We start from the raw sequence: 22,891 nt of genomic DNA on the forward strand, positions 1-22,891 counted from the left end.
GCGATTAGACTGGTTTATATTCTGGTCGCTGGGTTTAACTGTGCCGGCAGCTTTGTTTATAATCAATTATTTAAAATGGCCGTTTCATTAATGAACCTGACCCCTTTTTGCTTTTCGCTTTGAATTTTCTAAAATCTGGCTGTAGTAACCGGGCATAAACCAAATCAAAATGAAAATAGATAAAAACCTTGCCGATTATTTAATCGTCGGAGGCGGCATCGTCGGTTTGACAATTGCGCGTCAACTTTGCATTTCAAAGGGAAAAAATGCGAACATCGTTGTCTTAGAAAAAGAATCGGCGATAGGTATGCATTCCAGCGGACGCAACAGCGGTGTTATGCACAGCGGAATATATTACCCCTCACAATCTCTCAAGGCCAAAGTCTGCGGGGCTGGCGCAAGAGAAATGGTCGCATGGTGCAAAGAAAGGGATCTGCCGGTATTGCCCTTGGGAAAAGTGCTTGTGCCGGTTAGAGAGGAAGACGGACCTCAAATCGATCTTTTGTTGAATCGCGCACAACAAAACGGTGTGGAAGCTTCAAAAATCGATGCCAAGCAATTAAGTGAGCTCGAACCGGAAGCGCGGTCGGCGACGGGTGAGGCAATCTGGGTGTCCTCAACTTCGGTGATTGATCCCAAAGCGGTTATTAAAACACTGGTTAGCGAACTTGAGTCGGAAAATATTAACATCCTTACCGATGCCCCTTTTTTGTCGGTGGATAAAGAAAAACAAGAAGTTTCGACGCCTAAGGGAAGCATCGGATATCGCCATTTAATCAATTGTGCGGGCCTTCATGCCGATACCGTAGCGCATGCATTCGGTGCGGGCAGACAATATACGCTTCTGCCTTTTAAAGGATTATATTGGAAACTAGATGAAAAATCAGGAATCGGCATCCGCCATTTGATATATCCGGTGCCCGATTTACGCGTGCCTTTCCTTGGCGTACATACCACAACGTCTACCGATGGAGCAGTATATTTAGGCCCAACAGCGGTACCGGCATGGGGGCGTGAAAACTATCGGGGGTTAGATGGTGTTCAGTTTAGAGAGACCGGAAAAATCCTCTATCATCTGGGCTGTCAGTATATTGAAAATAAACAAGGATTTCGATTATTGGCATATCAAGAAGGCAGAAGATACTTCAAACGCTGGTTTGCCGAAGCCGCACAAGGTATACTCCCACGTCTTAAAGCACGACATCTTCTTCCATGCGATAAAGTGGGCATTCGCGCGCAAATGCTTGATACATCGAAAAACGAACTGGTGACCGATTTTCTGATAGAACGCGGCGAACAAGAAACGCACATACTGAATGCAATCTCGCCGGCATTCACCAGCGCATTCCCATTTGCGCGATATCTAGTCGACAATTACATCAACGGTTAAATGAAAAAATGAATATCTCGGGAAAAAGAATATTAGTAATCGGCGGCGCGGGTTTTATAGGAAGCCATGTCGTTGCTGAACTACTCAAGACTGATGTCGGCGAAGTCATCATCTACGATAATTTTGCTCGGGGCAAAAGATCGCATATCGAACCCTACCTAAACGATACGCGCTGTAAACTGTATGCGAACGGCGGAGACATCCGAGAAATCGACTTATTGAACGATGCAATGCAAGGAATCGACGGTGTCATTCATTTGGCGGCGATGTGGTTGTTGCATTGCAAAGATTTTCCTCGTACGGCATTCCACGTCAACATCGAAGGCACTTTCAACGTGTTGGAGGCGTGCGTTAATAATAACGTCGAACGCTTAGTCTATTCGTCATCGGCATCGGTGTACGGCGATGCAGTCGAAGTACCGATGACGGAAACCCACCCCTTCAACAACCGCAATTTTTACGGGGCTTCTAAAATCGCCGGCGAAGCGATGTGCCGTGCGTTTCACGATCGCTACGGACTGAGTTATGTCGGCTTGCGCTATATGAATGTCTACGGGCCGCATCAGGATCAAACTGCCGCCTATACCGGTGTTATTCCCATCATGTTGAATAAAATCGATGCGAACGAGCCGCCGGTCATCAACGGGGACGGTACCCAAGCGTATGATTTTATCGACGTGGAAGATGTGGCGCGCTGTAATGTGCTGGCGCTACAAGCGGAGGCGACCGACGAGTTTTACAATGTCGGTTCGGGCGTACAGACCAGCATCAAGCAGTTATGTGACTTGATCTTGGAGTTGAAGCAATCCTATCTGAAAGTGACTTATAAGCCGTACAGCGCAGACGACGCGCGTCGCATGGTGCAGAACCGCATTGGATGCCCTAAAAAAGCCGAAGCCGACCTAGGATTCAAATATCGGTATGAATTGCGCGAGGGCTTGCAAAAGTTGATTTCGTGGCGCGAAAGCAATAAAGGGCAGATTTAATGGAAAAACGTTCGATAGCCATTTCTTTGCCTTCGACAGGCGAAGAAGAATGGAACGCGGTCCGCGAACCCTTCATGACCGGCTGGCTGACTCAAGGTCCCAAAGTAGCAGCATTTGAAAAAGCCTTTGCCGAACGCCACCAAGTAAAGCATGCTCTGGCTACCACGAGCTGCACGACCGGCCTACACCTGATTCTGGCTGCGATGGGAATAGGCCCGGGTGATGAAGTGCTGGTGCCGGCGTTTACCTGGGTCGCCACAGCCAATGTGGTGCTCTATTGCGGTGCGACACCTGTGTTTGTCGATGTCGATCCCATCACCAACAATATCGACCCGCGAGATGTGGCGCGGCGCATTACTTCCAAAACAAAAGCTTCGATCATTGTCCATCTGTTCGGCTTGTGTGCCGACATGGATGCGCTGAGAGCGGTATTGCCCGCCGGCTTGCCCATTATCGAAGATGCCGCCTGCGGAGCCGGGGCAAGTTACAAAGGCATACCCGTCGGCGGCTTAGGCGACGCGGCGGCCTTTTCTTTTCACCCGCGTAAATCCATTACAACCGGCGAAGGCGGCATGGTGACCACTCAAGATGCCGAGCTGGCCGCCACCATGGACAAACTTCGCAACCACGGCGCCGAAATTTCCGAAGAGCAACGCCATAAAGGCCCGCGCCCCTATCTTCTGCCTGAATTCAATCTGCTGGGATTTAACTACCGGATGACCGATCTGCAAGGGGCGGTCGGACTGGTACAACTGGGCAAACTTGACCGGTTTATTGCCGAGCGCCAGCAATGGGCGGAATATTATCGCGACCGGCTTGCCGATGTAGCCTGGCTGCGCATGCCGATATTTCCGGAAAACGGCAATCATGCCTGGCAGGCTTTTGTGGTTTATGTCGATCTCGACAAAGCGCCCATGCCCCGCAACGACATCATGGAACGATTGCAAGCCCAGGGTATCGCCACCCGGCCCGGCACCCATGCCGTGCATATGCTCGGCTACTACAGCGAACGCTTTAATATCAAACCGGAAGATTACCCCGGCGCACTGAACTGTAACGACAACACCATGGCAATTCCCCTGCACAACCGCATGAGTGCCGAAGACTACGAATATGTGGTCGATGCGTTGAGGTCGATTGCCTAAATGTGCGGAATTGCGGGGATTTTCAATCTCAACGGCGAACCCGCTTCGCCGGTGGTTTTGCGCAGAATGACCGATGCCATCGCGCATCGGGGCCCCGATGGTGAGGGTTTTTATAGCGACGGCTTTATTGCCCTAGGCCACAGGCGGCTGGCGATAATCGATCTATCGCCAGCCGGCCATCAGCCGATGATTTCCCGCGATCAGCAAGTGGTGCTCAGCTATAACGGCGAGATCTACAACTTTCAAGAGATACGGACGCAACTGGAGTCGCTAGGGCATCAATTTCATTCCAAAACCGACTCCGAAGTTGTGCTTAACGCCTGGAACCAATGGGGCGCGGACTGCGTTAACCGCTTCAACGGCATGTATGCTTTTGCGGTTTGGGACAAACGCGAACAATCTTTGTTTCTGGTGCGCGACCGTTACGGCATTAAGCCGCTCTACTACGCCTGTTGGGGCCAGACCTTTCTGTTCGGTTCCGAACAAAAGGCCATTCTGGCTCATCCGGCCGCTAAACGAGAACTGGATAAACGAGCATTGCTCGAGTATTTCACGTTTCAAAACCTCTTCACCGATCGCACGTTGCTGGAAGGCGTCAAACTGCTCTCTCCCGCCAGCATTGCTAAAATTCCGCTTGGCGGTAACGGCAGCCCGCAAATAAGCAGGTATTGGGATTATCGGTTCCGCGAACCGGATCATCCCGCCGACCCCAGGGAATATCGGGAAGAACTGGATAGACTGATGCGCCAGGCAGTGAATCGGCAACTGGTCACCGATGTAGAAATAGGCGCCTACCTATCGGGCGGCATGGACTCCGGCACGCTTACCGCACTTGCCGCCAAGGACTTGCCTTATATCAAAACCTTTACCTGCGGGTTCGATATGAGTTCGGCATCCGGCATCGAGCTATCCTATGACGAGCGCGTCAAAGCCGAAGCCATGTCCGCCCTCTTCAAAACCGAACACTACGAAATGGTGCTGAAAGCCGGCGATATGGAGCGCTGCATGCCGAAATTGGTCAGGCACCTGGAAGAGCCTCGTGTCGGACAAAGCTATCCGAATTATTATGCGGCCCAACTGGCCGGCAAATTCGTCAAGGTGGTGCTTTCCGGTGCCGGCGGCGACGAGCTGTTCGGCGGTTACCCTTGGCGCTATTATCGGGCTACCGTCTGCAACGATTTCGAGGATTACATCGATCAATATTATCTGTATTGGCAAAGACTGATCGACAACCGGCATATAAAAACCATATTTGCCCCGATCTGGGATGACGTAAAAGAAGTTTGGACACGGGATATCTTTCGCGACGTGTTTCTCACCCACGACAACGAACTGAATCGCCCGGAAGATTACATCAACCATTCGCTTTACTTCGAAGCCAAAACCTTTTTACACGGTTTGTTCATTGTCGAAGATAAACTAAGCATGGCGCACGGCCTGGAAGCCAGGGTGCCTTTCATGGACAATGACCTGGTCGATTTTGCCATGCAATGCCCGGTCAACCTCAAGTTGAATAATTTGGCGGAAGTGGTGCGTATTAACGAAAACGAATCCGGCAGCAAGCAGAACCAGTATTTTCAAAAAACCAAGGACGGCAAGCAGATTCTCCGTGATGTGATGCGCCAGTACATACCCGATGTGATAGCCAATGCCGAGAAACAGGGGTTTTCGGCACCGGATGGTAGCTGGTTCAAGGGCGAAAGTATCGAGTTCGTTAAACGCAAGCTAATGAGCGGTAATGCGAGGATCTATGATTGGCTTGATAAAAAAACCGTCCATGCTTTGATCAACGAACATCTTAGCGGCGAGCAAAACAGACGCTTGCTGGTTTGGTCATTGTTGAGTATGGAAGAATATATAAATCAATGTTTTTAATTATTGTTGTTTGAAAATTCGTTCAAATTCTAAACGCCTAGTTTATTTGATAACTGATAATTTAATATGAAAAGCGGCAAAGATTTCTTTTTTGAAGATGTGTCTTGGGAAATTAGACAGCAGATACTAATGTATGATTCTGCGCGTTTAATGTCGGATAAAGAGCGGGCCGTGTATTTTGGGCTACCCAGAGGATGTAGGATTCGTGAGGGCGCAAAAATAATTTCTCCAGAAAACTTAACTATTGGGGAAAATTGTTGGATAGGTGAAAATGCCATGTTGGATGCCTCTGGTGGCTTGTCTATAGGGTCCAATACCTCTATTGGGCTTAATACTCTTGTGTGGACTCATGATAGTCATCAACTCAATATCCAAGGTATGAATACGCCTGAAAATAAAGACAAGATAAAAAGGAAGGCAACAAAAATCGGTAGCAATTGTTTTATAGGTGGTCCAAGCGTAATAATGCCTGGAATTATCATTGGTGACAACTGCGTGATTGCTCCAATGAGCGTAGTTTACGAAAATTTATTAGATGGTACGGTATATAGACCATATAGAGATATGCATAGATCACTGGCAAAAAGAGATATTCAAATCAAAAGTTTGTTGGCAAGAATTGAAGCGCTTGAAAAGCAAGTGTTATAAGCTTTTTTGTGGAGAGCGCATATTTCATGTTGATTGAGATAAGAGATAGTGATGCAGTTGGTTTTTAATGTTTTTTCTACTTTGATTGTCTTTGTAGTGAGTTTTTTGTTTTCAGCGTATATAGTACGATTTTATAAGTCGGAAATTGCAAATCATCAATCAAACAGATTCGGAGCAATTGATGGATTAAGAGGATATTTGGCTTTGAGTGTTTTTATTGAGCATTATGTCACAACATATTATTGGAAGACACAAGGGGAATGGCGTAGGCCGCCAGAACAATATTTTGAAAATTTTGGCACTGTTGGAGTGGCAATTTTTTTTATGATTACTGGTTTTTTGTTTGTTTCTAAGGTGATGCAAAATAAAGAAGTTGATTGGGTAAAGCTTTTTAAATCAAGGGTATTCAGGATTTATCCTTTATATCTTTTCTGTGTTTTAATTGTTGTTATAGTTTCTTTCTACGATTCTCGCTTTTCTTTAAGGGTTTCAGGCTATGAGCTATTTATACAGTTTATGGCATGGATTTTATACTACGGAGAGGAGATAAATGGATACAAAGATACTGTCTTAATTATTGCTAGCGTGGCATGGACATTAAAGTACGAGTGGTTGTTTTATATTTCACTTCCGGCAATACGATTTGTCATTAAAAAAGGTTGGCCTCTTATTTTGATTGCTAGCATAGGCATTGTTATTTTATTTTTTAAAAAGCTAACTTTATATCATGTAAGCTCTGATTACTTTATATTATTTTTAATAGGTGGATGCGTTGCTTGGCTAAGGGTTTCCTACCAAGACAGACTGACAATAATCAACACCCCTTTAATATCTATTTTTGCTTTAATAGCCTATGTAGCAGCGCTGTGGTTAGATGATACTTATCGCCTTGCTCATATTGCACTTATGTCATTATTTTTTCTGTGTGTTGCTTTAGGAAATACATTGTTCGGTCTGTTTTCAAATAAGGTATCCATATTTTTGGGGGAGATAAGTTTTAGCATCTACCTTGTGCATGGAATTATATTGTATTTCTTATTTTCTATGTTTTTTTCAGACATTGTAAAGTATTTATCATTAAGCGAGTTTCTACTGTTTATGCCTCTAACATCACTCTTTGTGATTTTGTGTTCTTGGATGACTTTTACTTGTATTGAGGCTCCAGTAATGAAATTTGGAAAAAAATGAATCAAGAAATTGGATAGGTGTTTATTTGTTATTAGATAAAGATATAAACAAAGTCGATCTAAAAATTTGTTCTAAATGCATTTATGATGAGCGGGTCTCAGCAATTAGCTTCGACGCGGAAGGTGTCTGTAATTTTTGCCGTCAGGTCGAAATTTTGGCTAATCAATACGGTACTGGCACCAGCGACGGCATAACCAAATTCGACAAGATCGTGGCGGAAATCAAAGCTGCCGGTCGCGGCAACAAATATGACTGCGTAGTCGGGGTAAGCGGGGGGACCGATTCCTCCTATATGGTTTACTTGGCAAAAAATTGGGGGTTGCGTCCTTTAGCGGTGCATTATGACAATACCTGGAACTCGTCGATTGCCACGCAAAACATTCGAAAGGTGTTGACTACCCTGGATGTCGATCTCTACACACATGTAATTGACAATAAAGAAGCTGACGACATATTTAAATCATTCTTGCTTGCTGGGGTGGCTGAATTTGATGCCTCAACCGATTTAGCTCTAGCCGAAACGATGTATCGTGCTGCATATAAATTCGGCATCAAATACGTATTGGAAGGCCATTCCTTCATCACCGAAGGTATTACGCCCGTGGGACGGAACTATTTCGACGGCAGATATATTCAAGCTATTCATAAACAGTTTGGGCGTTTGCCGATGAAGACCTATCCGCTGATGACCTTCGCCCGGTTTTTGTGGTGGTCTTCGGTGGCAAGAATCAAAAAAATCAGACCATTTTGGTATCTTGAATACTCCAAGGAAGAGGCCAGGGCTTTTCTGGAAAAGGAATTCGGCTGGGAATATTATGGTGGACATCATTTGGAAAATAGAATAACCGCCTTTGCACACGGAATTTATTTACCTGAGAAATTCAAAACAGATTTCCGCAATAATACCTTGTCGGCTCTGGCCCGGAATGGCAAGATGTCCCGGGAGGAGGCTTGGGTTGAATATAATACATCGCCAAAGGTCGAAGTCGAGTTGGTAGAGTATGTTAAAAAACGCCTGGAACTTTCCGATGCAGAATACCTGTGCATCATGAATCAGACGCCAAAATCCTGGCACGACTACCCAACCTACAAGAAACGCTTTGAATTGCTGCGTCCGATGTTTGCATTATTGGCCAAAGCCAATCTAGTCCCCATGAGTTTTTATCTGAAATATTGTTTTCCGGCACCGGAGAATCCATCTTGATTACCCTGATCGATTATGGAATGGGCAATCTGGGTTCCATTCAGAATATGTTGCGTTATATCGGCGTTGCCAGCAAAACGACATCCAATCTTGACGAGATAAAACACGCTGACAAAATTATTCTCCCTGGCGTGGGGGCGTTCGATAAAGCCATGGAACATATCAACAGCAGCGGTTTGCGTGAGGTTTTAGAGCAAAAAGCATGCGTGGACAAGATCCCTGTATTGGGAATCTGTTTAGGCATGCAGCTACTCACCCGAGGCAGCGAAGAAGGCGTCCTGCCGGGTCTAGGCTGGATCGCGGCAGATACGCGCCGCTTCCCGAATTTGCCGACGCTGAAAGTGCCGCACATGGGCTGGAATCTGGTTTATCCGGGTACGGCAACCCGGCTTACCCGCGATTTCGAGGAAGAAACTCGATTTTATTTTGTCCATTCTTATTATGTCACGGTGGATAATCCCAACAATTCAATACTTAAGACTCAATACGGCATAGAGTACGATTCGGCGATACAGAATGAAAACATTTATGGCGTGCAATTTCACCCGGAAAAAAGCCATCGCTTTGGTATGCGTTTGTTAAAAAATTTTGCGGAGCTGTGATCCATGTTGCGTACTCGTGTCATACCTTGCCTGCTTCTTCGCAACGAGTCCTTGGTTAAAACGGTCCGGTTTGGGCGCTTTGGCTATATCGGGGACCCGGCGAACACCTGCCGCATTTTTAACGAATTGGAAGTGGATGAGCTGACTTTTCTGGACATCAGCGCCAGCAGGGAACAGCGGGAGCCTAACTACAAGGTGTTGAGCGAAATCGCCAGCGAATGTTTCATGCCCGTCTCTTACGGCGGCGGTATTTCGTCCGTGCAAGTAGTCGAAAACGTTCTGAAACTTGGTTTTGAAAAGGTCATTCTCAATACTTCCGCACTGGCGTTTCCCAATCTAATCAACGAAATTTCGAAGAGTTTCGGCAGCCAGAGCGTAGTCGTATCGATTGATGTAAAAGCTAACTTCTTGGGGGGCCAACAATGCCGTGGATTGTCCGGCACTCTAAATAGCAAGCGAAATCCGGTAGACTGGGCACAAGAGATTCAAAAAAGAGGGGCGGGAGAAATTTTGCTGACCTCCATAGACAGAGAAGGCACTTGGTCGGGATTCGATCTGGAACTCATTCGGCAGGTGTCGGACGCCGTGACGATCCCGGTAATTGCGAACGGTGGCGCGGGGACAATTCGCGATATTGGTGAAGCGGCAAAAATTGGTCATGCTTCCGCGATTGCACTGGGAAGCATGGTGGTTTATCAGAAAAAAGGGATGGGAGTTTTAGTCAATTACCCAGAGCGAAGCGAGCTGGAAAGGGTGTTAAGTTGATTGGTTTATTTGGAGGCACTTGCAACAACATGTATGTTTTTGCAAAAGGTCTTTTCGATGCAGGTTTTGCCGTAACTTTCATTCAGGATAGGAAAGACAATTTCCCGCATAGCCAACCCGTATGGGAAGATGTTGAATGCTTTTTCCGGTCAGGGTTCGATTATCAAAATATCGACTGGGATACCTTTGAAAAAGACAATAATTGGGTAAAGCCATTTTGGTATTTCAAGCCATCGATTGCCATAAACGGGGAAAAAGAAATTTTCAGAAAAAGCCCGATTTTCTGGCCGATTAAATTTGTTGCCTGCCGTTATCTAAGAAAAAGGCCGGAGAGTTTGGCGATCTTCGAGACCATGAAAAGCTGCGATTTTCTGATCGTTTCAGGAATAGATGCCAGCATACTCGCTATGTTGTCGGGCAAGCCGTATATGGTATTTCCCCACGGCAGCGACATGCGTGTGGCGATCGGCGCCGAAACCGCCGGAACGGGATGGAATGCCAGAATACTGGAAGCGCTCCTTGTTTATGCCTTTAAAAAGGCGGCATGCATAGGCAGCCAATTGCCTGACGCAAGTGCCGAGGTCAGCAGTCGGGAATATAAAAGATTGAAAGATATGAGGGTGGATAGAGTTCCGCTTTCCTATTTGCCGCACGATCGGCTGAGTAGGGAAATCCGCCGGGAAAGACTGAAAACGCTGTTTAAGAAAATCGATATCGACTTGGTCGAAGCCGATTTTTATTGTTTTACTCCTTCTCGGATCAATTTTTATTGGAAAGGCCATGACCGTTTATTCGAGGCGATCAATCAGAACAGGGAAATATTGAAAATACATTTTATTTTCCTGGGCTGGGGGGACGATTACCAACAAGCGATGGCCTATGTCGATCAAAATGATTTACACCGCTATATCACGGTTGTTCCCATATTCTGTTCTAAACAAATATTATTCCGCTTTTTCGAAGCGGTTGATGTGATAATCGATGAGTTTAACGGCAGCGGCAGTTACGGAACCGGGCTTTCCGAAGCCATGAGTCGCAGTTGTCCGGTCATCACATGGATATCGGATATGTTCGACAAACCCGGCTGGGAAGCGCCCCCTGTTATTCAGGCCAGAAGCAAGGAAGAAATTAGCGAAGCCATCGTGAAAGTCTCCAATGGCGAAATCGATCTGGACGACTGGAGCATGAAAACAGCGGCATGGTTTAACAGGGTGCATAGCAACGCGGCAGTCAAACAGGTTGTCAATGAAAAATTCGGACATTATTTAGATGCTGGACGTTTATAGAAAAATTTATTCCTTATGCGGCGGCGATAGGGGCAGATTCGTTTTCTTGATCGTTGCGGCTTTATTCCTGGCGATTTTTGAGATGGCGGCCATTGCATTGATAGCGCCTTTTTTATCGTTACTGATGCGGCCGGATATGCTGGAAAAAAACCAATATTTGCATAAGGCCTATTTGTTTAGCGGCATAAACGATGCGGATCAATTCATGATAGGCTTGGGTATAGTGGTTTTGGTGTTTTATATTTTCACCAATGTTTATATTATCGTGGTTAATAATTCAATCATGAGGTTTTCGCTAAACCAAGGATATAAGATATCTACAAAGCTGTTCACCGCATATCTATCTAGAGATTATATTTTTTTTACAAACCACAACACGGCGGAATTAAGTCGTGTCATATTTCAAGATGTAGCGCGATTAACCGATAATGTACTAACGCCATTTTTAATGTTGGTTTCGCGTAGTGCATCTGTTATTGCTATTCTGGTGCTGTTGGTTGTTGTGGATCCGATAGTTACAGGGGTCGCTGCTTTTCTTTTCGGTGGATGTTATATATTGTTTTTTATGTTGAACAGAAAAGCATTGATCGACATAGGTCAGCGTTTTTCTTATTACAATAATTTAAGATTCAGGCTGGTTTCCGAAGCGTTTGGTGGCATAAAGGATTGTAAAATATACGGTGCGGAGCATTATTTTGTCGAAAAGTATCGGGATAGCTCCTATCTTGATGCCATCAATCAGGCGAAAAGAAGAATGTTACTGTTCATACCCCGGTATGTCATAGAAACTCTGGCGATAGGATCTTTGATTATTTTTTCAATCTTTACCTATATCCAAGGTAAAAGTGATGGTTTGATTGCAACATTGCTGGTGTTCTCGCTTGCCGCTTACAAAATCATGCCGGCAATCCAAATCATCTATACCAATGTTGGCCAGATTAAAAGCGATAAAAGGGCGCTCGATCTTGTTTTGCAAGATATTGCCTTGGCAGAGCAAGGTGTAGTGACACAGCGTTTTGAAGTCGGAGATTTTACCTTTAAAGATATTTTAAAGATTAAAAATTTATCATTCAGTTACCCCACTGCGAGCCAACCGGTTTTCAAAAATTTAAACCTTGAAATTGAACCCAATACGATAGTCGGATTTGCGGGGCGAAGCGGTTCCGGAAAGTCTACCCTGGTCGATATTATTCTCGGCTTGCTGGATTATCAGCAAGGCGAAATTATCATCGATAATCGGCAATTGACAGCCCGGAATAAATCCGGATGGCAAAACAAGCTGGGTTATGTGCCGCAATCGATACATTTGCTGGATGCCAGTCTGGCGGAAAACATTGCTTTTGGGATATCTAAAGAACAAATAGATTATCAGCGGGTGAGAAAGGCGCTTGTTGCCGCGCAGCTTGAAGAGTTGGTAGATCATGAATTAGCGGACGGTGTGGAAACCTTCGTCGGCGAAAGGGGCGCGCGTTTGAGCGGTGGGCAAAGGCAACGGATTGGTATCGCAAGGGCGCTATACCGGCAGCCTGAAGTGCTTATTTTGGACGAAGCAACCAGTGCCTTGGATAATCTCACTGAAGGTCTGATTGTCGATTCGATATGCAAACTGTCGGGGGAGTTGACCATAATCATGATCGCCCATCGGCTAACCACCTTGAGACAATGCGACAAAATATATGTTTTGGAAAAAGGCAGGATAACGGCGACAGGCAAATACGATGAGCTTATGGCGAATAACGAATATTTTCAGAGTTAATGATAACGATGAAAAAGCATTTAAGAATTTGCGCCGTCGGCAACTCTTCCAGCATTCACGTAAAAAAAAGAACCCAATGCTTCGCGGATAGGGGGCATGAGGTTAGTCTTATCAGTCCGGTCCGAAATCAGATAGAGGGCGTTAAGAATATTTATTTTCCCACCCATAAAAACAAGCCGGGTTTGCCGGGGTATATTTACAGGCTGATAAAAGCTATACGAGCGGAAAACCCGGATATAGTGCATTTGCATTATGGGGAAGTTTATCAAGTAACCGCTTGTTATTTTTCCGGTTTTAACTTCGCTGTCACGTTAATGGGTAGCGATGTCATAAATGGCTTTGGGAAATTAGCCTGGCCGCAAAGGCTGTTATTGGTCAGCATGCTGAAAAAGGCCACCCTGCTTAACCCGAAATCACAAAATATTGCCGCGATGGTCGAACACAATATCGGCAAACACCCTAATACCATTGTTACCTATTGGGGGGCCGACTTTAACAAATTCAAACCGACAAACAAGTTAATGGCTAGGCAGCAGTTGGGATTCGACTTAAACACGCATTTGATATTAAGTCCCAGAGTATTAAGACCGATTTACAACATCGGTTTGATTGTCAAGGCTTTGCCGATAGTACTTGGGCAAATCGACGCAAAACTATTGTTGTGCGAATCCATGGCCGAGCCTGAATATAAAGCCCAACTGCAGGTCCTGATAGCGGAATTAAACCTGGAGGATAGAGTTATATTCTTAGGCGAAATGACAAACGATGCCATGCCACTGCTATACAATGCCGCCGATGTCGTAGTCGGCATTCCCGACCATGATGGCATGCCAATGTCCTTGCTTGAAGGCATGGCTTGCGCGGTGCCCAATATTATTCCAAAACTTAAATCCTACGAAGAACTAGTGATCGATAAGCAATCGGCCTATTGTGTCGATTTACGAGAGTCCGATATTGCCGAGGCTATTATCGAGTTGGCTAAAAACGAGGTTTTGCGGGAAGACATTTGTAACAATGCCTATCGCACGGTTAACGAAAAAGCCAATTTCGCCGTCGATGTCGCAAAAGTCGAGGACGCTTTTTTAGAAATTGCCAATGACCAATAAATTCAATATCGTCATTGCAGTCGTTACCGTCGCATTTCTTGTCGGGCTTGCTGGTTTTGCTTACAAATCTGGCAATATTCATAAATTAGTCGACAAAGTCCGTTTCGTGATTTCCAACAAACCTGCCGGTGACGGCGAAGTGATCGTTTACTTTTTGAAGGATGATCGCGTCGAGAGGTTGGAAGAAAGCGGCATAGCCGGATTCAGTCACATGCCTACCGACTTGATCGTACCGAAGGGGAGTTATCAATTAGGCGATAGCGGATTTGGATATACGTTAAACCGGGAGGGTCTATATCGTTTTGTGGTCCCTAACCGAAAAAATATTCAGAAGATCGTCTTTGAATCCGATATTGATGCCTTGTTATCAGCGATTGCCTGGATCGTGACACATGGCAACGCCGATGATAAAAAGACTTTCGATGAACTAACGGAAAAAGCCAAAACCTCGAAACTATTTATTACTTGTGGCAATATTTCCGAATGGGCGAAGATTGTACTATCGGAAAAAGGTATTAAAGCGCGGGTGGTAGGCGGCATTACCTTAGATGATTGGAACGACTATGACAACGGTCATCGAATGCTAGAAGTTTATCGAGCAGAACTCGACAAATGGCTGGTATACGATCTGGACAATAATACCTACTTTATTGATCGACTTAGCAAAAAGCCTTTGAATGTAGTGGAGTTCAGTGCGCGGGTCGCAAGTAGGGATTATCAGGTTGTGAGTTTGTCGGCCGATACCCGAGTGGACATATCGGCTTTCCAGGCTAAAAATGGATATGACTACGGATTTTTCGCTGAAGCTATCAATGCCGACTTAGCCACTTGGTATGCACGAGTCATGCAGGTGCCGTTGATTAACGATGATGGTCGCTACTATTTTTTTGATTCGGAACACCGGAAAAAACTGGAAGGCTATAGACCATATTACAAATATATAGAAAAAGCTGTGTTTTTGAAAAAGTTCTATTAATGTTGGAAAGCTGCGTGGCCGAATTCAGTCGGTCCGCACGTGTTATTTAACACCGCTGCCTTAAACTTTAAGCGGTTCGGGTTTTTAAAGTGGTTTGATAAATTTAAGGCTCTGTAGGATTTTCCGTGGTAATGCATAATGATATCTATTCGCAAAATTAGAATGTATTTAAATAAAAAAGTTAATTTCCATTTCCATTGTCTTTGTCATTTCAAAACACTGGCATTGCTTTTACCACGGGAAATCCGGAAGAACCAAATTTAATGCTTAACATCATCACCATCGTCGGTGCTCGGCCTCAGTTCATCAAGGCGGCAACGGTATCGAGAGTCATTAAGGCCAGAAATGATATTTCCGAAAAAATAATTCATACCGGCCAGCATTATGACGGCAATATGTCCGATATTTTTTTCGACGAATTGAATATTCCGACGCCCGATTATAATTTGGGGATAGGCGGCAGTTTCCATGGTCAAATGACCGGACAACAGCTGGAAAAAATCGAAACGATTCTTTTGCAGGAAAAACCGGACATAGTTTTGGTTTATGGTGACACTAACTCGACTTTGGCTGGCGCGTTGGCGGCTGTTAAGCTTAATATAACCTTAGCACATATTGAAGCAGGGCTACGATCTTTCAACAAAAAAATGCCGGAAGAAATTAATCGGGTTATTACCGACCACATCGCCGATTTATTATTTTCCCCAACGGAAACGGCAGTGGAAAATTTGATCAACGAAGGTATCAGTCGAGAGCAGATAATATTATCCGGAGATGTCATGTACGATGCCGCGTTATATTATGCGGATAAAGCTGAATCCAAAGCCGATGTTTTAAAACAACTAAACATTGGCGGTAACTATATATTGGTTACCTTGCATCGAGCCGAAAATACCGACAACCCGGATAGGCTGAGCGCTATCGTCAATGGCTTAGCTGAATTGTCAGCAAACAAACATTCGGTGGTGTTGCCGTTACATCCAAGAACACGAAAAAAGTTGAGCGAATTTGGGCTTTTGGAAAATCTTTGCGGATCGGTTCAAGTTATTGATCCGGTAGGATATCTGGAAATGGTTCTTCTCGAAAAAAATGCAAGCCTTATTATTACCGATTCCGGCGGCGTGCAAAAAGAGGCTTATTTCCATAAAATACCGTGCATTACTCTCCGCGACGAAACCGAATGGGTCGAATTGCTGGATATCGGTTGGAACAAGCTTTGCGATGTAAAACAGGGCCGATGGGATAGTTTGATCACGCGGTTCGCCGAACAAATGCAGCCTTGGGAACCGATTTATGGTACGGGGAACGCGGCTCACCACATCGTTTCACAGTTGGTGGAATACGCCCGATGAAGCGAAAAAAAATACTGCATACCGCCTTATTCAGTCATTTACCCATCGGGGTTAGAAACCAAATGCGGGCGGAGTATTTATCGGTACAGGATACGGGTATTTCCTGGGAAATCGTGGTCTGGAGCAAAGATAATGCCGACCTGCCTTTTATGCGGCAATTGCCAAAAATGTTCCACTCCCTGTTTCTAAGGCGACTTTATTTTTTTATCTGGCTAATCACTCAAAAAAGTAATTTCGATATTTTCATATTAAGATACCCGCCAATTGATCCATTTTTATTGCTGTTTTCGCCATTTCTAAAGCCTATCGTTACAGTTCATCATACCAAGGAGGTCGAGGAAATAGCTCAAACCCGGACGGGATTAAAAAGAAAAGCCGCTTTAGCGATTGAAAAAATTATCGGCAATATTATTTTAAAACAGACGGCGGCTATTATTACCGTTACCGCGGAAATTTACGATTATGAAATAAAACGCTGCGGTTTTAAGCCGAAATATATTTACCCCAACGGGATCGATAGCAGGTTAATAGGTTTAACCGGAGATAAAAGAGGATGTGAACCCGAATTTATTTTCGTTTCTTCATATTTTGCCAATTGGCATGGCTTAGATCTATTTTTGGATATTTTGGAAGTCGATGATTCGCCTTGCTTGCTGCATTTGGTAGGACAAATATCCCCGGCCGATCTGAATAGAATAAAAACCACAGACAGTCTTTCGCAACGGATTATGATGCATGGAAAACTGGATGCAGTCGAGATAAACAAACTTATGGCAAGTTGCGATTTGGGTTTATCTTCCTTCGCATTGTTTAGAAACAATATGCGGGAAGCCTGTACTTTAAAGGTACGGGAATATTTGGCGGCGGGACTGGCTGTCTTCTCCGGGCATAAAGATAGCGGGCTACCCGATGATTTTGCATATTATCGACACAATGAAAGCTCGTTAAAGAATATTATTTCTTACGCAATTGCTACGCGTTCCGTTGAAAGACAAACAATACGTTCGGCTGCTTTACCTTATATCGAAAAAAAGCAGTTGCTAATGGATTGCTACGAATGGATTCAAGGACTGAACACATGAAAATAAAAATAATACACGTCATTACCGGCCTGGATACGGGCGGCGCAGAAATGATGTTGTATAAATTGTTATCAAAAATGAATCAAGACGAGTTTGATGCGCAGGTCGTGTCCTTAACAGATATTGGTCCGGTCGGAAAAAAAATTCAAGGTTTGGGGCTGCCTGTACGTGCTTTAGGGATGAATCGGCTGATTTTGCGATTTCTTGCCTTATTCCGGTTATTGTTTTGGGTTAAAAAATCTAGCCCTTGCTTGATACAAAGCTGGATGTACCATGCCGATTTTATGGCCGGCATAGTCGCAAAACTGACCAATACACCTGTAATCTGGGGTATTCATCATACCAATTTGGACCCGGCTCTTAATAAGCAAACCACAATTCGGATTGCCAAGTTATGCTCGCATTTATCGGGTTTTATGCCTGAAAAAATCGTTTGTTGTTCCGAAGCCTCAAAAAGGGTTCATCAACAGTTGGGATATAATGTCTCGAAAATGCAAGTGATACCTAATGGTTTTGATTTAGAGCAATATAAACCGAACCGACAAGCGTATTCAGATGTTCGCAAGATGTTGAATCTTGACGGAAGTTGCTTTCTGATAGGACTGGTGGCGCGGTTTGATCCGCAAAAAGATCATCATAATTTCATAAAAGCGGCAGCTATTTTGAATAAGCGGCATCCGCAAGTGCATTTTCTATTATGCGGCGATGGTGTAGACGCTACAAATAAAGAATTGATGGAATGGATTAAAGCGGCCAAAATCGAGACAAATGTCCACTTATTAGGCCGTAGAGACGATGTTGCCGTGTTGAATTCCGCCTTGGATATCGCATCGACCTCGTCTCGTGGAGAAGGCTTTCCCAATGTGATAGGTGAAGCCATGGCTTGCGGTGTTCCTTGTGTTGTCACCGATGTCGGCGACTCCGCTTTGCTGGTGGGCGAGACCGGCCTAGTCGTTCCGCCTAAAGATGAGATTGCGCTGGCAAGTGCGTGGCAAAATATTTTGACTATGCCGGTTTCGATGCGGAACTCTCTTGGAGTAAAGGCTCGAGAACGCGTACTCATCAAATTTTCATTATCTTCTATTGTTGACCAATATCAATCGCTCTATCGCAGCGTAGCAACGTCTGCTCAATAACTACAAATTTTACTAACCGGAAACAACAAACATCCTTGCGATACCATCTCAACTCTACATCCTTGTTTTTACCGGCATTTGCATGAATACTCCTCAATGAGCCAACAGAACTGTTTAACGACTCCTGAACAGATACGCCGTTTAGCCTTTATTTCAAGTCAGGCGTTTTCTTTGCACAATTTTCGCGGCTCGCTGATCCGATCCCTGACGGATAAAGGGGTTCAAGTTTATGCCCTGGCTCCCGATTACGACGAAGAGAGCCGGGGAAAAGTACGGGCATTGGGCGCGCAGCCGCTGGATTGTTCAATGTCTCGGGCAGGAATGAATCCGGTTCGGGATATCATCGACTTGTGTCGACTGGCCAGACAATTACGTGCGCTCAAGCCCGACGCCACTTTTGCCTATTTCATCAAACCCGTGATATATGGAACGCTTGCTGCTGCGTTAGCTGGAATACCGCATAGTTTTGCCATGATAGAAGGTGCCGGCTATGTTTTTAACGAGCATATTGGTCAGACGTGCGAACGGAGATTGCTTAGGCGTTTCGTTGGTCGTCTATATAAGTCGGCTTTGAGATGTGCGCATCTGGTATTTTTGTTGAATCGTGACGATCGGCAATTATTTGTCGAATCTGGTATGGTTTCTGCTGAGAAAGTGATTTTACTGAATGGTATCGGTGTTGATTTAGCAGATTTTTCGCCGGAGCCTCCTCAGTACGAACCATTGTGTTTCATTATGATCGCCAGATTGTTACGCGAGAAAGGTGTTTGCGAGTTCGTGTCAGCCGCTCGAATTGTCAAATCCAAATACCCCGGAGTACGTTTTTTGTTATTGGGCGCCACCGATGAGAATCCCGGATCAATATCTCAAAATGAGATTAATTGTTGGGTTACAGAAAAGTTAATCGAGTGTCCCGGGCATGTTAAGGATGTGAGGCCCTGGATTAAAAAGGCAAGTGTTTTTGTGTTGCCTTCATATAGAGAAGGCATGCCGCGTAGCACGCAGGAAGCGATGGCAATGGCCAGGCCGGTTATTACAACTGAGGCTGTAGGCTGTAAAGATACGGTAGAGGAAGGAGTCAACGGCTTCAAAGTTCCTGTCAGGGACCCTGAAGCGCTTGCGAAAATCATGCTATATTTTGTCGAAAATCCGGAAATTATCGCTAACATGGGGGCCAAGAGTCGGGAGATGGCTGAAGCGAAATATGACGCTTCACTTATTAATGCCGAAATTTTGTCGAAAATAGGCGTTGTCTAATAATGCGGCACAATAAAAAAAATAAAGTATTAGTTACTGGCGCAAACGGATTCATTGGCCAGGCGATGGTGAAAGTCTTGAACGAATATGATCATGACATACGCACTTTGGTACGGAAGCAGATCAATGTTAACGGCCATATTTCACTTGATTTGTTCAAAGACAATATCCCTTACGAGCTTTGTGAAGGTATAGATTGTATCTTCCATTTTGCAGGCAAAGCCCATGATTTATCTATAAGCCAGAAAGATGAAATATGCTATTGGCACGTCAATACAGAAGGCACTCGCAAACTGCTGGAGGCTGCCCACCGGTCGGGCGTTCAAAGCTTTATCTATTTCAGCAGCGTTAAAGCAGCAGGTTTCAATGGGCAGCAATTAATTGATGAACAAAACCATACCCCTGCCGACACGCCCTATGGGCAATCCAAATATGCCGCTGAGCAATTGGTATTACATGGCGGCTTTGTGCCGCATCCTGTCGTCATCCGGCCCAGCATGGTGTACGGTAATACCGAGAAAGGCAATTTGCCGCGCATGATTGATGCGATTCGAAAAGGCGTTTTTCCGCCAATACCGGAAGTGCATAATAAGCGCTCAATGGTGCATGTGGAGGATGTGGTGCAGGCAGCTTTGTTGGCAGCAGAAAAGCCGGAAGCGGCGGGGCAGGTTTACATCGTGACGGATGGGCATTCTTATTCGACGCGTCAGATATATAACTGGATTCGGGAAGCCTTGGGAAAACCTCAGTTATCGTTAAAGATGCCTTTGGCTTTGTTGCGGGCAATGGCTAAGGTTGGCGACGGTATCGGCAAGCTGCGTGGTCGGCGGTTTATGTTCGATTCCGATGCGTTGGATAAACTGATTGGCTCGGCCTGGTATTCATCGGCAAAAATAGAGCGTGAATTGGGATTTAAGCCGGGGCATGATTTAAAGAGTTCGTTGCCCGAGATTGTCAGGTATCTTGAAAAGTGAGATTCAATTATTTTGTAGGGTTTGCATCGCCTATTTTTTACAAGCACTTGGAATTGCATAAGTTTCGTAAGTGTTACGCGATGCGTACCCTAAACGCATGATAAACCGGAATGAATGTCGACTCGATGCTTAAGACGGTATGGTAATCACATTAGCTCTGTGCGCGTTCGTTTTTGCGCTAAGTTATTTGTTGACGGGTTGGTTCAGACGATATGCCTTGACTAAAAGTCTATTGGATGTACCGAATGCCCGTAGTTCGCATACTTTGCCGACACCGAGAGGCGGTGGATTGTCGGTCGTGCTGGTTTTTTTATCGATGGCCGGTGGCCTGTCTTTTTTCGATGTTATTGCGATCGATCCCCTCGAGATAGCCGGTTTGATATTGTTCGGAGCATTGGTTGCGGGCATCGGTTTTTGGGACGATCATGTTTCGATATCTGCGAAATGGCGGTTTTTGGTGCATTTTTTTGCAGCGACCGGGGCTTTATTGGTCTTGCCCGAATTGCCGGTGCTTCGTTTTTTCTCGATCGAGATTTCCGGTTGGGGCTTGTTGTTTGGCATTTATGCCATCATGCTAGTTTGGTTGTTGAATCTGTATAATTTCATGGACGGGATTGATGGTATTGCCGGAGTCGAGGCGATTACTACGGCGATGTCTGCGGCCTTGTTATTGGCTTTGCAAGGTGAAAACGATTGGGCCTTGCTGATGCTTTTACTGTCTTTGTCGGCGGGCGGTTTCTTGGTCTGGAATTGGCCGCCGGCGAAAATTTTCATGGGTGATGCTTGTAGCGGTTTTTTGGGTTTCGTTTTAGGTTTGCTTGCTGTCATGTCATCGTTGTCTGGTTCGATGAATCTATGGAGTTGGTGGATTCTACTGGCGGTGTTCATTGTCGATGCAACGGTTACACTGCTTAGGCGTATTCTGCGAGGTGAAGCATGGCATCAGGCGCACCGCAGTCATGCCTATCAGATATTATCGAGGCGCTTGAATTCGCATAAAAAAGTCACGCAAGGCGTGCTGGCTATGAATATTTTTTGGCTGTTGCCTTGGGCTTATCTGGCGGTGAGATTCCAAACATGGGCGTCGTTGTTTTGTGTCGTTGCGATGGCGCCTTTGTGTGTTGCGGCTCTGAAACTTGGCGCCGGAACGACGAATGACTGAAAATGATGTTGCAGATGATAGTCTGGTACAGTCCACTTTTCATTCACCATTACTTAATCGAATGACGCGCAAAAAGCTGCCGATCGGCATACAAACCTTTCGCGAGATACGCGAAGACGATTGCTATTATGTCGACAAGACCGCTTTTGCGTTGAAGCTTGCGGTCGAGGGCAAATATTATTTTCTGTCGCGGCCGAGGCGATTCGGCAAATCCTTGTTTCTCGACACGCTGGCCGAATTATTTGCCGGCAACGAAGCGTTGTTTCAAGGGCTTTATTGCCATGATAAATGGGATTGGACTAAGCAGTATCCGGTGATTCGGATCAGTTTCGGTGGAGGGGTGCTTCATACGCGGGAGGCATTGGACAAACGGATTCTGGACATACTACGCATCAACCACGAAAGTCTAGACGTCTCCAGTCCAGAGGATTTGGATATTTCGGGAATGTTCGGCGAAATCTTGCGCCAGGCGAACAAAAAATACGGCCAGCGAGTAGTCGTGCTGATCGACGAATACGACAAGCCGATACTCGACAACATCACCAACCCGGACATCGCTCGGCAGATGCGCGATGGGTTACGGAATTTATATTCAGTGATCAAAGATTCCGATGCTTATATCCGCTTTGCATTCTTGACCGGCGTATCCAAATTCAGCAAGGTTAGTCTATTTTCGGGTTTGAACAATCTCGAGGATATTACTGTCAATGTCGCTTATTCGGCTATTTGCGGGTATAGCGAAACCGATGTCGACACGGTGTTCGCTCCTGAAGTTGAGGGTTTGGACCGCAATAAAATCAGGGATTGGTACAACGGTTATAACTGGTTGGGCGAGCCGGTTTACAATCCGTTCGATCTCTTGTTGTTGTTCCGCGAGCGTCAATTCAAAGCTTTTTGGTTCGAGACAGGTACGCCGACGTTTTTGGTGGATCTGCTGATGCAGCGCGGTTTTTTTACACCGGATTTCGAAAAACTATTGGCAACCGAAACCTTACTGTCGA

Annotated in this window: 20 protein-coding genes; all 20 read left to right on the forward strand. The window is 45.3% G+C overall.

All coding sequences use genetic code 11. The annotated features are described in order from the left end of the window. Nucleotides 1-169 precede the first annotated feature (169 nt). Nucleotides 170-1,390, forward strand: coding sequence for an L-2-hydroxyglutarate oxidase (lhgO, locus tag ACRJJO_RS01170; protein ID WP_431064153.1), 1,221 nt, complete (start codon nucleotides 170-172; stop codon nucleotides 1,388-1,390). A gap of 8 nt (nucleotides 1,391-1,398) precedes the next feature. Then, nucleotides 1,399-2,376 carry an NAD-dependent epimerase/dehydratase family protein gene (locus ACRJJO_RS01175; protein ID WP_431064154.1) on the forward strand — a complete coding sequence of 326 codons (978 nt, stop codon included), beginning with the start codon at nucleotides 1,399-1,401 and terminating at the stop codon, nucleotides 2,374-2,376. Continuing rightward, nucleotides 2,376-3,521, forward strand: coding sequence for a DegT/DnrJ/EryC1/StrS family aminotransferase (locus ACRJJO_RS01180; RefSeq protein ID WP_431064155.1), 1,146 nt, complete (start codon nucleotides 2,376-2,378; stop codon nucleotides 3,519-3,521). The genes ACRJJO_RS01175 and ACRJJO_RS01180 overlap by 1 nt, the downstream gene beginning before the upstream one ends. Further along, complete coding sequence (asnB, locus tag ACRJJO_RS01185) at nucleotides 3,522-5,396, forward strand: asparagine synthase (glutamine-hydrolyzing) (protein WP_431064156.1); 1,875 nt, start codon at nucleotides 3,522-3,524, stop codon at nucleotides 5,394-5,396. It abuts the gene before it with no gap. A gap of 66 nt (nucleotides 5,397-5,462) precedes the next feature. Further along, a complete protein-coding gene (locus ACRJJO_RS01190) occupies nucleotides 5,463-6,044 on the forward strand; it encodes an acyltransferase (RefSeq protein ID WP_431064157.1) in 582 nt (193 codons plus the stop codon). A gap of 51 nt (nucleotides 6,045-6,095) precedes the next feature. Beyond that, entirely contained in the window at nucleotides 6,096-7,232 is a 1,137-nt protein-coding gene (locus ACRJJO_RS01195) for an acyltransferase family protein (protein ID WP_431064158.1), read from the forward strand. Continuing rightward, nucleotides 7,219-8,436: an N-acetyl sugar amidotransferase gene (locus tag ACRJJO_RS01200; RefSeq protein WP_431064159.1), complete on the forward strand. Its 1,218-nt coding sequence runs from the start codon at nucleotides 7,219-7,221 to the stop codon at nucleotides 8,434-8,436. The genes ACRJJO_RS01195 and ACRJJO_RS01200 overlap by 14 nt, the downstream gene beginning before the upstream one ends. Next, nucleotides 8,433-9,038 carry an imidazole glycerol phosphate synthase subunit HisH gene (hisH, locus tag ACRJJO_RS01205; RefSeq protein WP_431064160.1) on the forward strand — a complete coding sequence of 202 codons (606 nt, stop codon included), beginning with the start codon at nucleotides 8,433-8,435 and terminating at the stop codon, nucleotides 9,036-9,038. Before ACRJJO_RS01200 ends, hisH begins: the two co-directional genes overlap by 4 nt. A 3-nt stretch (nucleotides 9,039-9,041) precedes the next feature. Beyond that, on the forward strand, nucleotides 9,042-9,803 hold the full coding sequence (locus tag ACRJJO_RS01210; RefSeq protein ID WP_431064161.1) for an AglZ/HisF2 family acetamidino modification protein: 762 nt from the start codon (nucleotides 9,042-9,044) through the stop codon (nucleotides 9,801-9,803). Nucleotides 9,804-9,832: 29 nt separating this feature from the next. After that, nucleotides 9,833-11,089: a hypothetical protein gene (locus tag ACRJJO_RS01215; RefSeq protein WP_431064162.1), complete on the forward strand. Its 1,257-nt coding sequence runs from the start codon at nucleotides 9,833-9,835 to the stop codon at nucleotides 11,087-11,089. A 136-nt stretch (nucleotides 11,090-11,225) separates the two neighbouring features. Continuing rightward, nucleotides 11,226-12,845, forward strand: coding sequence for an ABC transporter ATP-binding protein (locus tag ACRJJO_RS01220; RefSeq protein ID WP_431064218.1), 1,620 nt, complete (start codon nucleotides 11,226-11,228; stop codon nucleotides 12,843-12,845). An 8-nt stretch (nucleotides 12,846-12,853) separates the two neighbouring features. Further along, on the forward strand, nucleotides 12,854-13,951 hold the full coding sequence (locus tag ACRJJO_RS01225) for a glycosyltransferase (RefSeq protein WP_431064163.1): 1,098 nt from the start codon (nucleotides 12,854-12,856) through the stop codon (nucleotides 13,949-13,951). Then, nucleotides 13,941-14,927 (forward strand): transglutaminase domain-containing protein, encoded by a 987-nt coding sequence (locus ACRJJO_RS01230; protein WP_431064164.1) that lies wholly within the window; start codon nucleotides 13,941-13,943, stop codon nucleotides 14,925-14,927. Before ACRJJO_RS01225 ends, ACRJJO_RS01230 begins: the two co-directional genes overlap by 11 nt. 263 nt (nucleotides 14,928-15,190) lie before the next feature. Then, a complete protein-coding gene (wecB, locus tag ACRJJO_RS01235; protein WP_431064165.1) occupies nucleotides 15,191-16,279 on the forward strand; it encodes a non-hydrolyzing UDP-N-acetylglucosamine 2-epimerase in 1,089 nt (362 codons plus the stop codon). 149 nt (nucleotides 16,280-16,428) lie between these two features. Next, complete coding sequence (locus ACRJJO_RS01240) at nucleotides 16,429-17,361, forward strand: hypothetical protein (protein ID WP_431064166.1); 933 nt, start codon at nucleotides 16,429-16,431, stop codon at nucleotides 17,359-17,361. Then, on the forward strand, nucleotides 17,358-18,497 hold the full coding sequence (locus tag ACRJJO_RS01245) for a glycosyltransferase family 4 protein (protein WP_431064167.1): 1,140 nt from the start codon (nucleotides 17,358-17,360) through the stop codon (nucleotides 18,495-18,497). Before ACRJJO_RS01240 ends, ACRJJO_RS01245 begins: the two co-directional genes overlap by 4 nt. Before the next feature lie 96 nt (nucleotides 18,498-18,593). Further along, entirely contained in the window at nucleotides 18,594-19,754 is a 1,161-nt protein-coding gene (locus ACRJJO_RS01250; RefSeq protein WP_431064168.1) for a glycosyltransferase family 4 protein, read from the forward strand. Between the two features lie 2 nt (nucleotides 19,755-19,756). Further along, complete coding sequence (locus ACRJJO_RS01255) at nucleotides 19,757-20,728, forward strand: NAD-dependent epimerase/dehydratase family protein (RefSeq protein ID WP_431064169.1); 972 nt, start codon at nucleotides 19,757-19,759, stop codon at nucleotides 20,726-20,728. A gap of 139 nt (nucleotides 20,729-20,867) precedes the next feature. Further along, entirely contained in the window at nucleotides 20,868-21,890 is a 1,023-nt protein-coding gene (locus ACRJJO_RS01260; RefSeq protein ID WP_431064170.1) for an MraY family glycosyltransferase, read from the forward strand. Beyond that, nucleotides 21,883-22,891: AAA family ATPase (locus ACRJJO_RS01265; protein ID WP_431064171.1), on the forward strand; the 1,009-nt coding region annotated here is incomplete at its 3' end. The genes ACRJJO_RS01260 and ACRJJO_RS01265, both read left to right, overlap by 8 nt.

It is taken from the genome of Methylotuvimicrobium sp. (assembly GCF_050611805.1).
GTDB lineage: Bacteria > Pseudomonadota > Gammaproteobacteria > Methylococcales > Methylomonadaceae > Methylotuvimicrobium.

Excerpts from the sequence above, each read along its gene's own strand:
- ACRJJO_RS01180 (WP_431064155.1), top strand. The coding sequence starts at position 2,376 with ATGGAAAAACGTTCGATAGCCATTTCTTTGCCTTCGACAGGCGAAGAA.
- ACRJJO_RS01190 (WP_431064157.1), top strand. The coding sequence starts at position 5,463 with ATGAAAAGCGGCAAAGATTTCTTTTTTGAAGATGTGTCTTGGGAAATT.
- ACRJJO_RS01245 (WP_431064167.1), top strand. The coding sequence starts at position 17,358 with ATGAAAATAAAAATAATACACGTCATTACCGGCCTGGATACGGGCGGC.
- ACRJJO_RS01210 (WP_431064161.1), top strand. The coding sequence starts at position 9,042 with ATGTTGCGTACTCGTGTCATACCTTGCCTGCTTCTTCGCAACGAGTCC.
- ACRJJO_RS01240 (WP_431064166.1), top strand. The coding sequence starts at position 16,429 with ATGCGGCAATTGCCAAAAATGTTCCACTCCCTGTTTCTAAGGCGACTT.
- ACRJJO_RS01230 (WP_431064164.1), top strand. The coding sequence starts at position 13,941 with ATGACCAATAAATTCAATATCGTCATTGCAGTCGTTACCGTCGCATTT.
- ACRJJO_RS01260 (WP_431064170.1), top strand. The coding sequence starts at position 20,868 with ATGGTAATCACATTAGCTCTGTGCGCGTTCGTTTTTGCGCTAAGTTAT.
- ACRJJO_RS01250 (WP_431064168.1), top strand. The coding sequence starts at position 18,594 with ATGAGCCAACAGAACTGTTTAACGACTCCTGAACAGATACGCCGTTTA.
- ACRJJO_RS01255 (WP_431064169.1), top strand. The coding sequence starts at position 19,757 with ATGCGGCACAATAAAAAAAATAAAGTATTAGTTACTGGCGCAAACGGA.
- ACRJJO_RS01195 (WP_431064158.1), top strand. The coding sequence starts at position 6,096 with ATGCAGTTGGTTTTTAATGTTTTTTCTACTTTGATTGTCTTTGTAGTG.
- ACRJJO_RS01220 (WP_431064218.1), top strand. The coding sequence starts at position 11,226 with ATGCTGGAAAAAAACCAATATTTGCATAAGGCCTATTTGTTTAGCGGC.
- asnB (WP_431064156.1), top strand. The coding sequence starts at position 3,522 with ATGTGCGGAATTGCGGGGATTTTCAATCTCAACGGCGAACCCGCTTCG.
- wecB (WP_431064165.1), top strand. The coding sequence starts at position 15,191 with ATGCTTAACATCATCACCATCGTCGGTGCTCGGCCTCAGTTCATCAAG.
- ACRJJO_RS01175 (WP_431064154.1), top strand. The coding sequence starts at position 1,399 with ATGAATATCTCGGGAAAAAGAATATTAGTAATCGGCGGCGCGGGTTTT.
- ACRJJO_RS01215 (WP_431064162.1), top strand. The coding sequence starts at position 9,833 with ATGTATGTTTTTGCAAAAGGTCTTTTCGATGCAGGTTTTGCCGTAACT.
- ACRJJO_RS01225 (WP_431064163.1), top strand. The coding sequence starts at position 12,854 with ATGAAAAAGCATTTAAGAATTTGCGCCGTCGGCAACTCTTCCAGCATT.
- lhgO (WP_431064153.1), top strand. The coding sequence starts at position 170 with ATGAAAATAGATAAAAACCTTGCCGATTATTTAATCGTCGGAGGCGGC.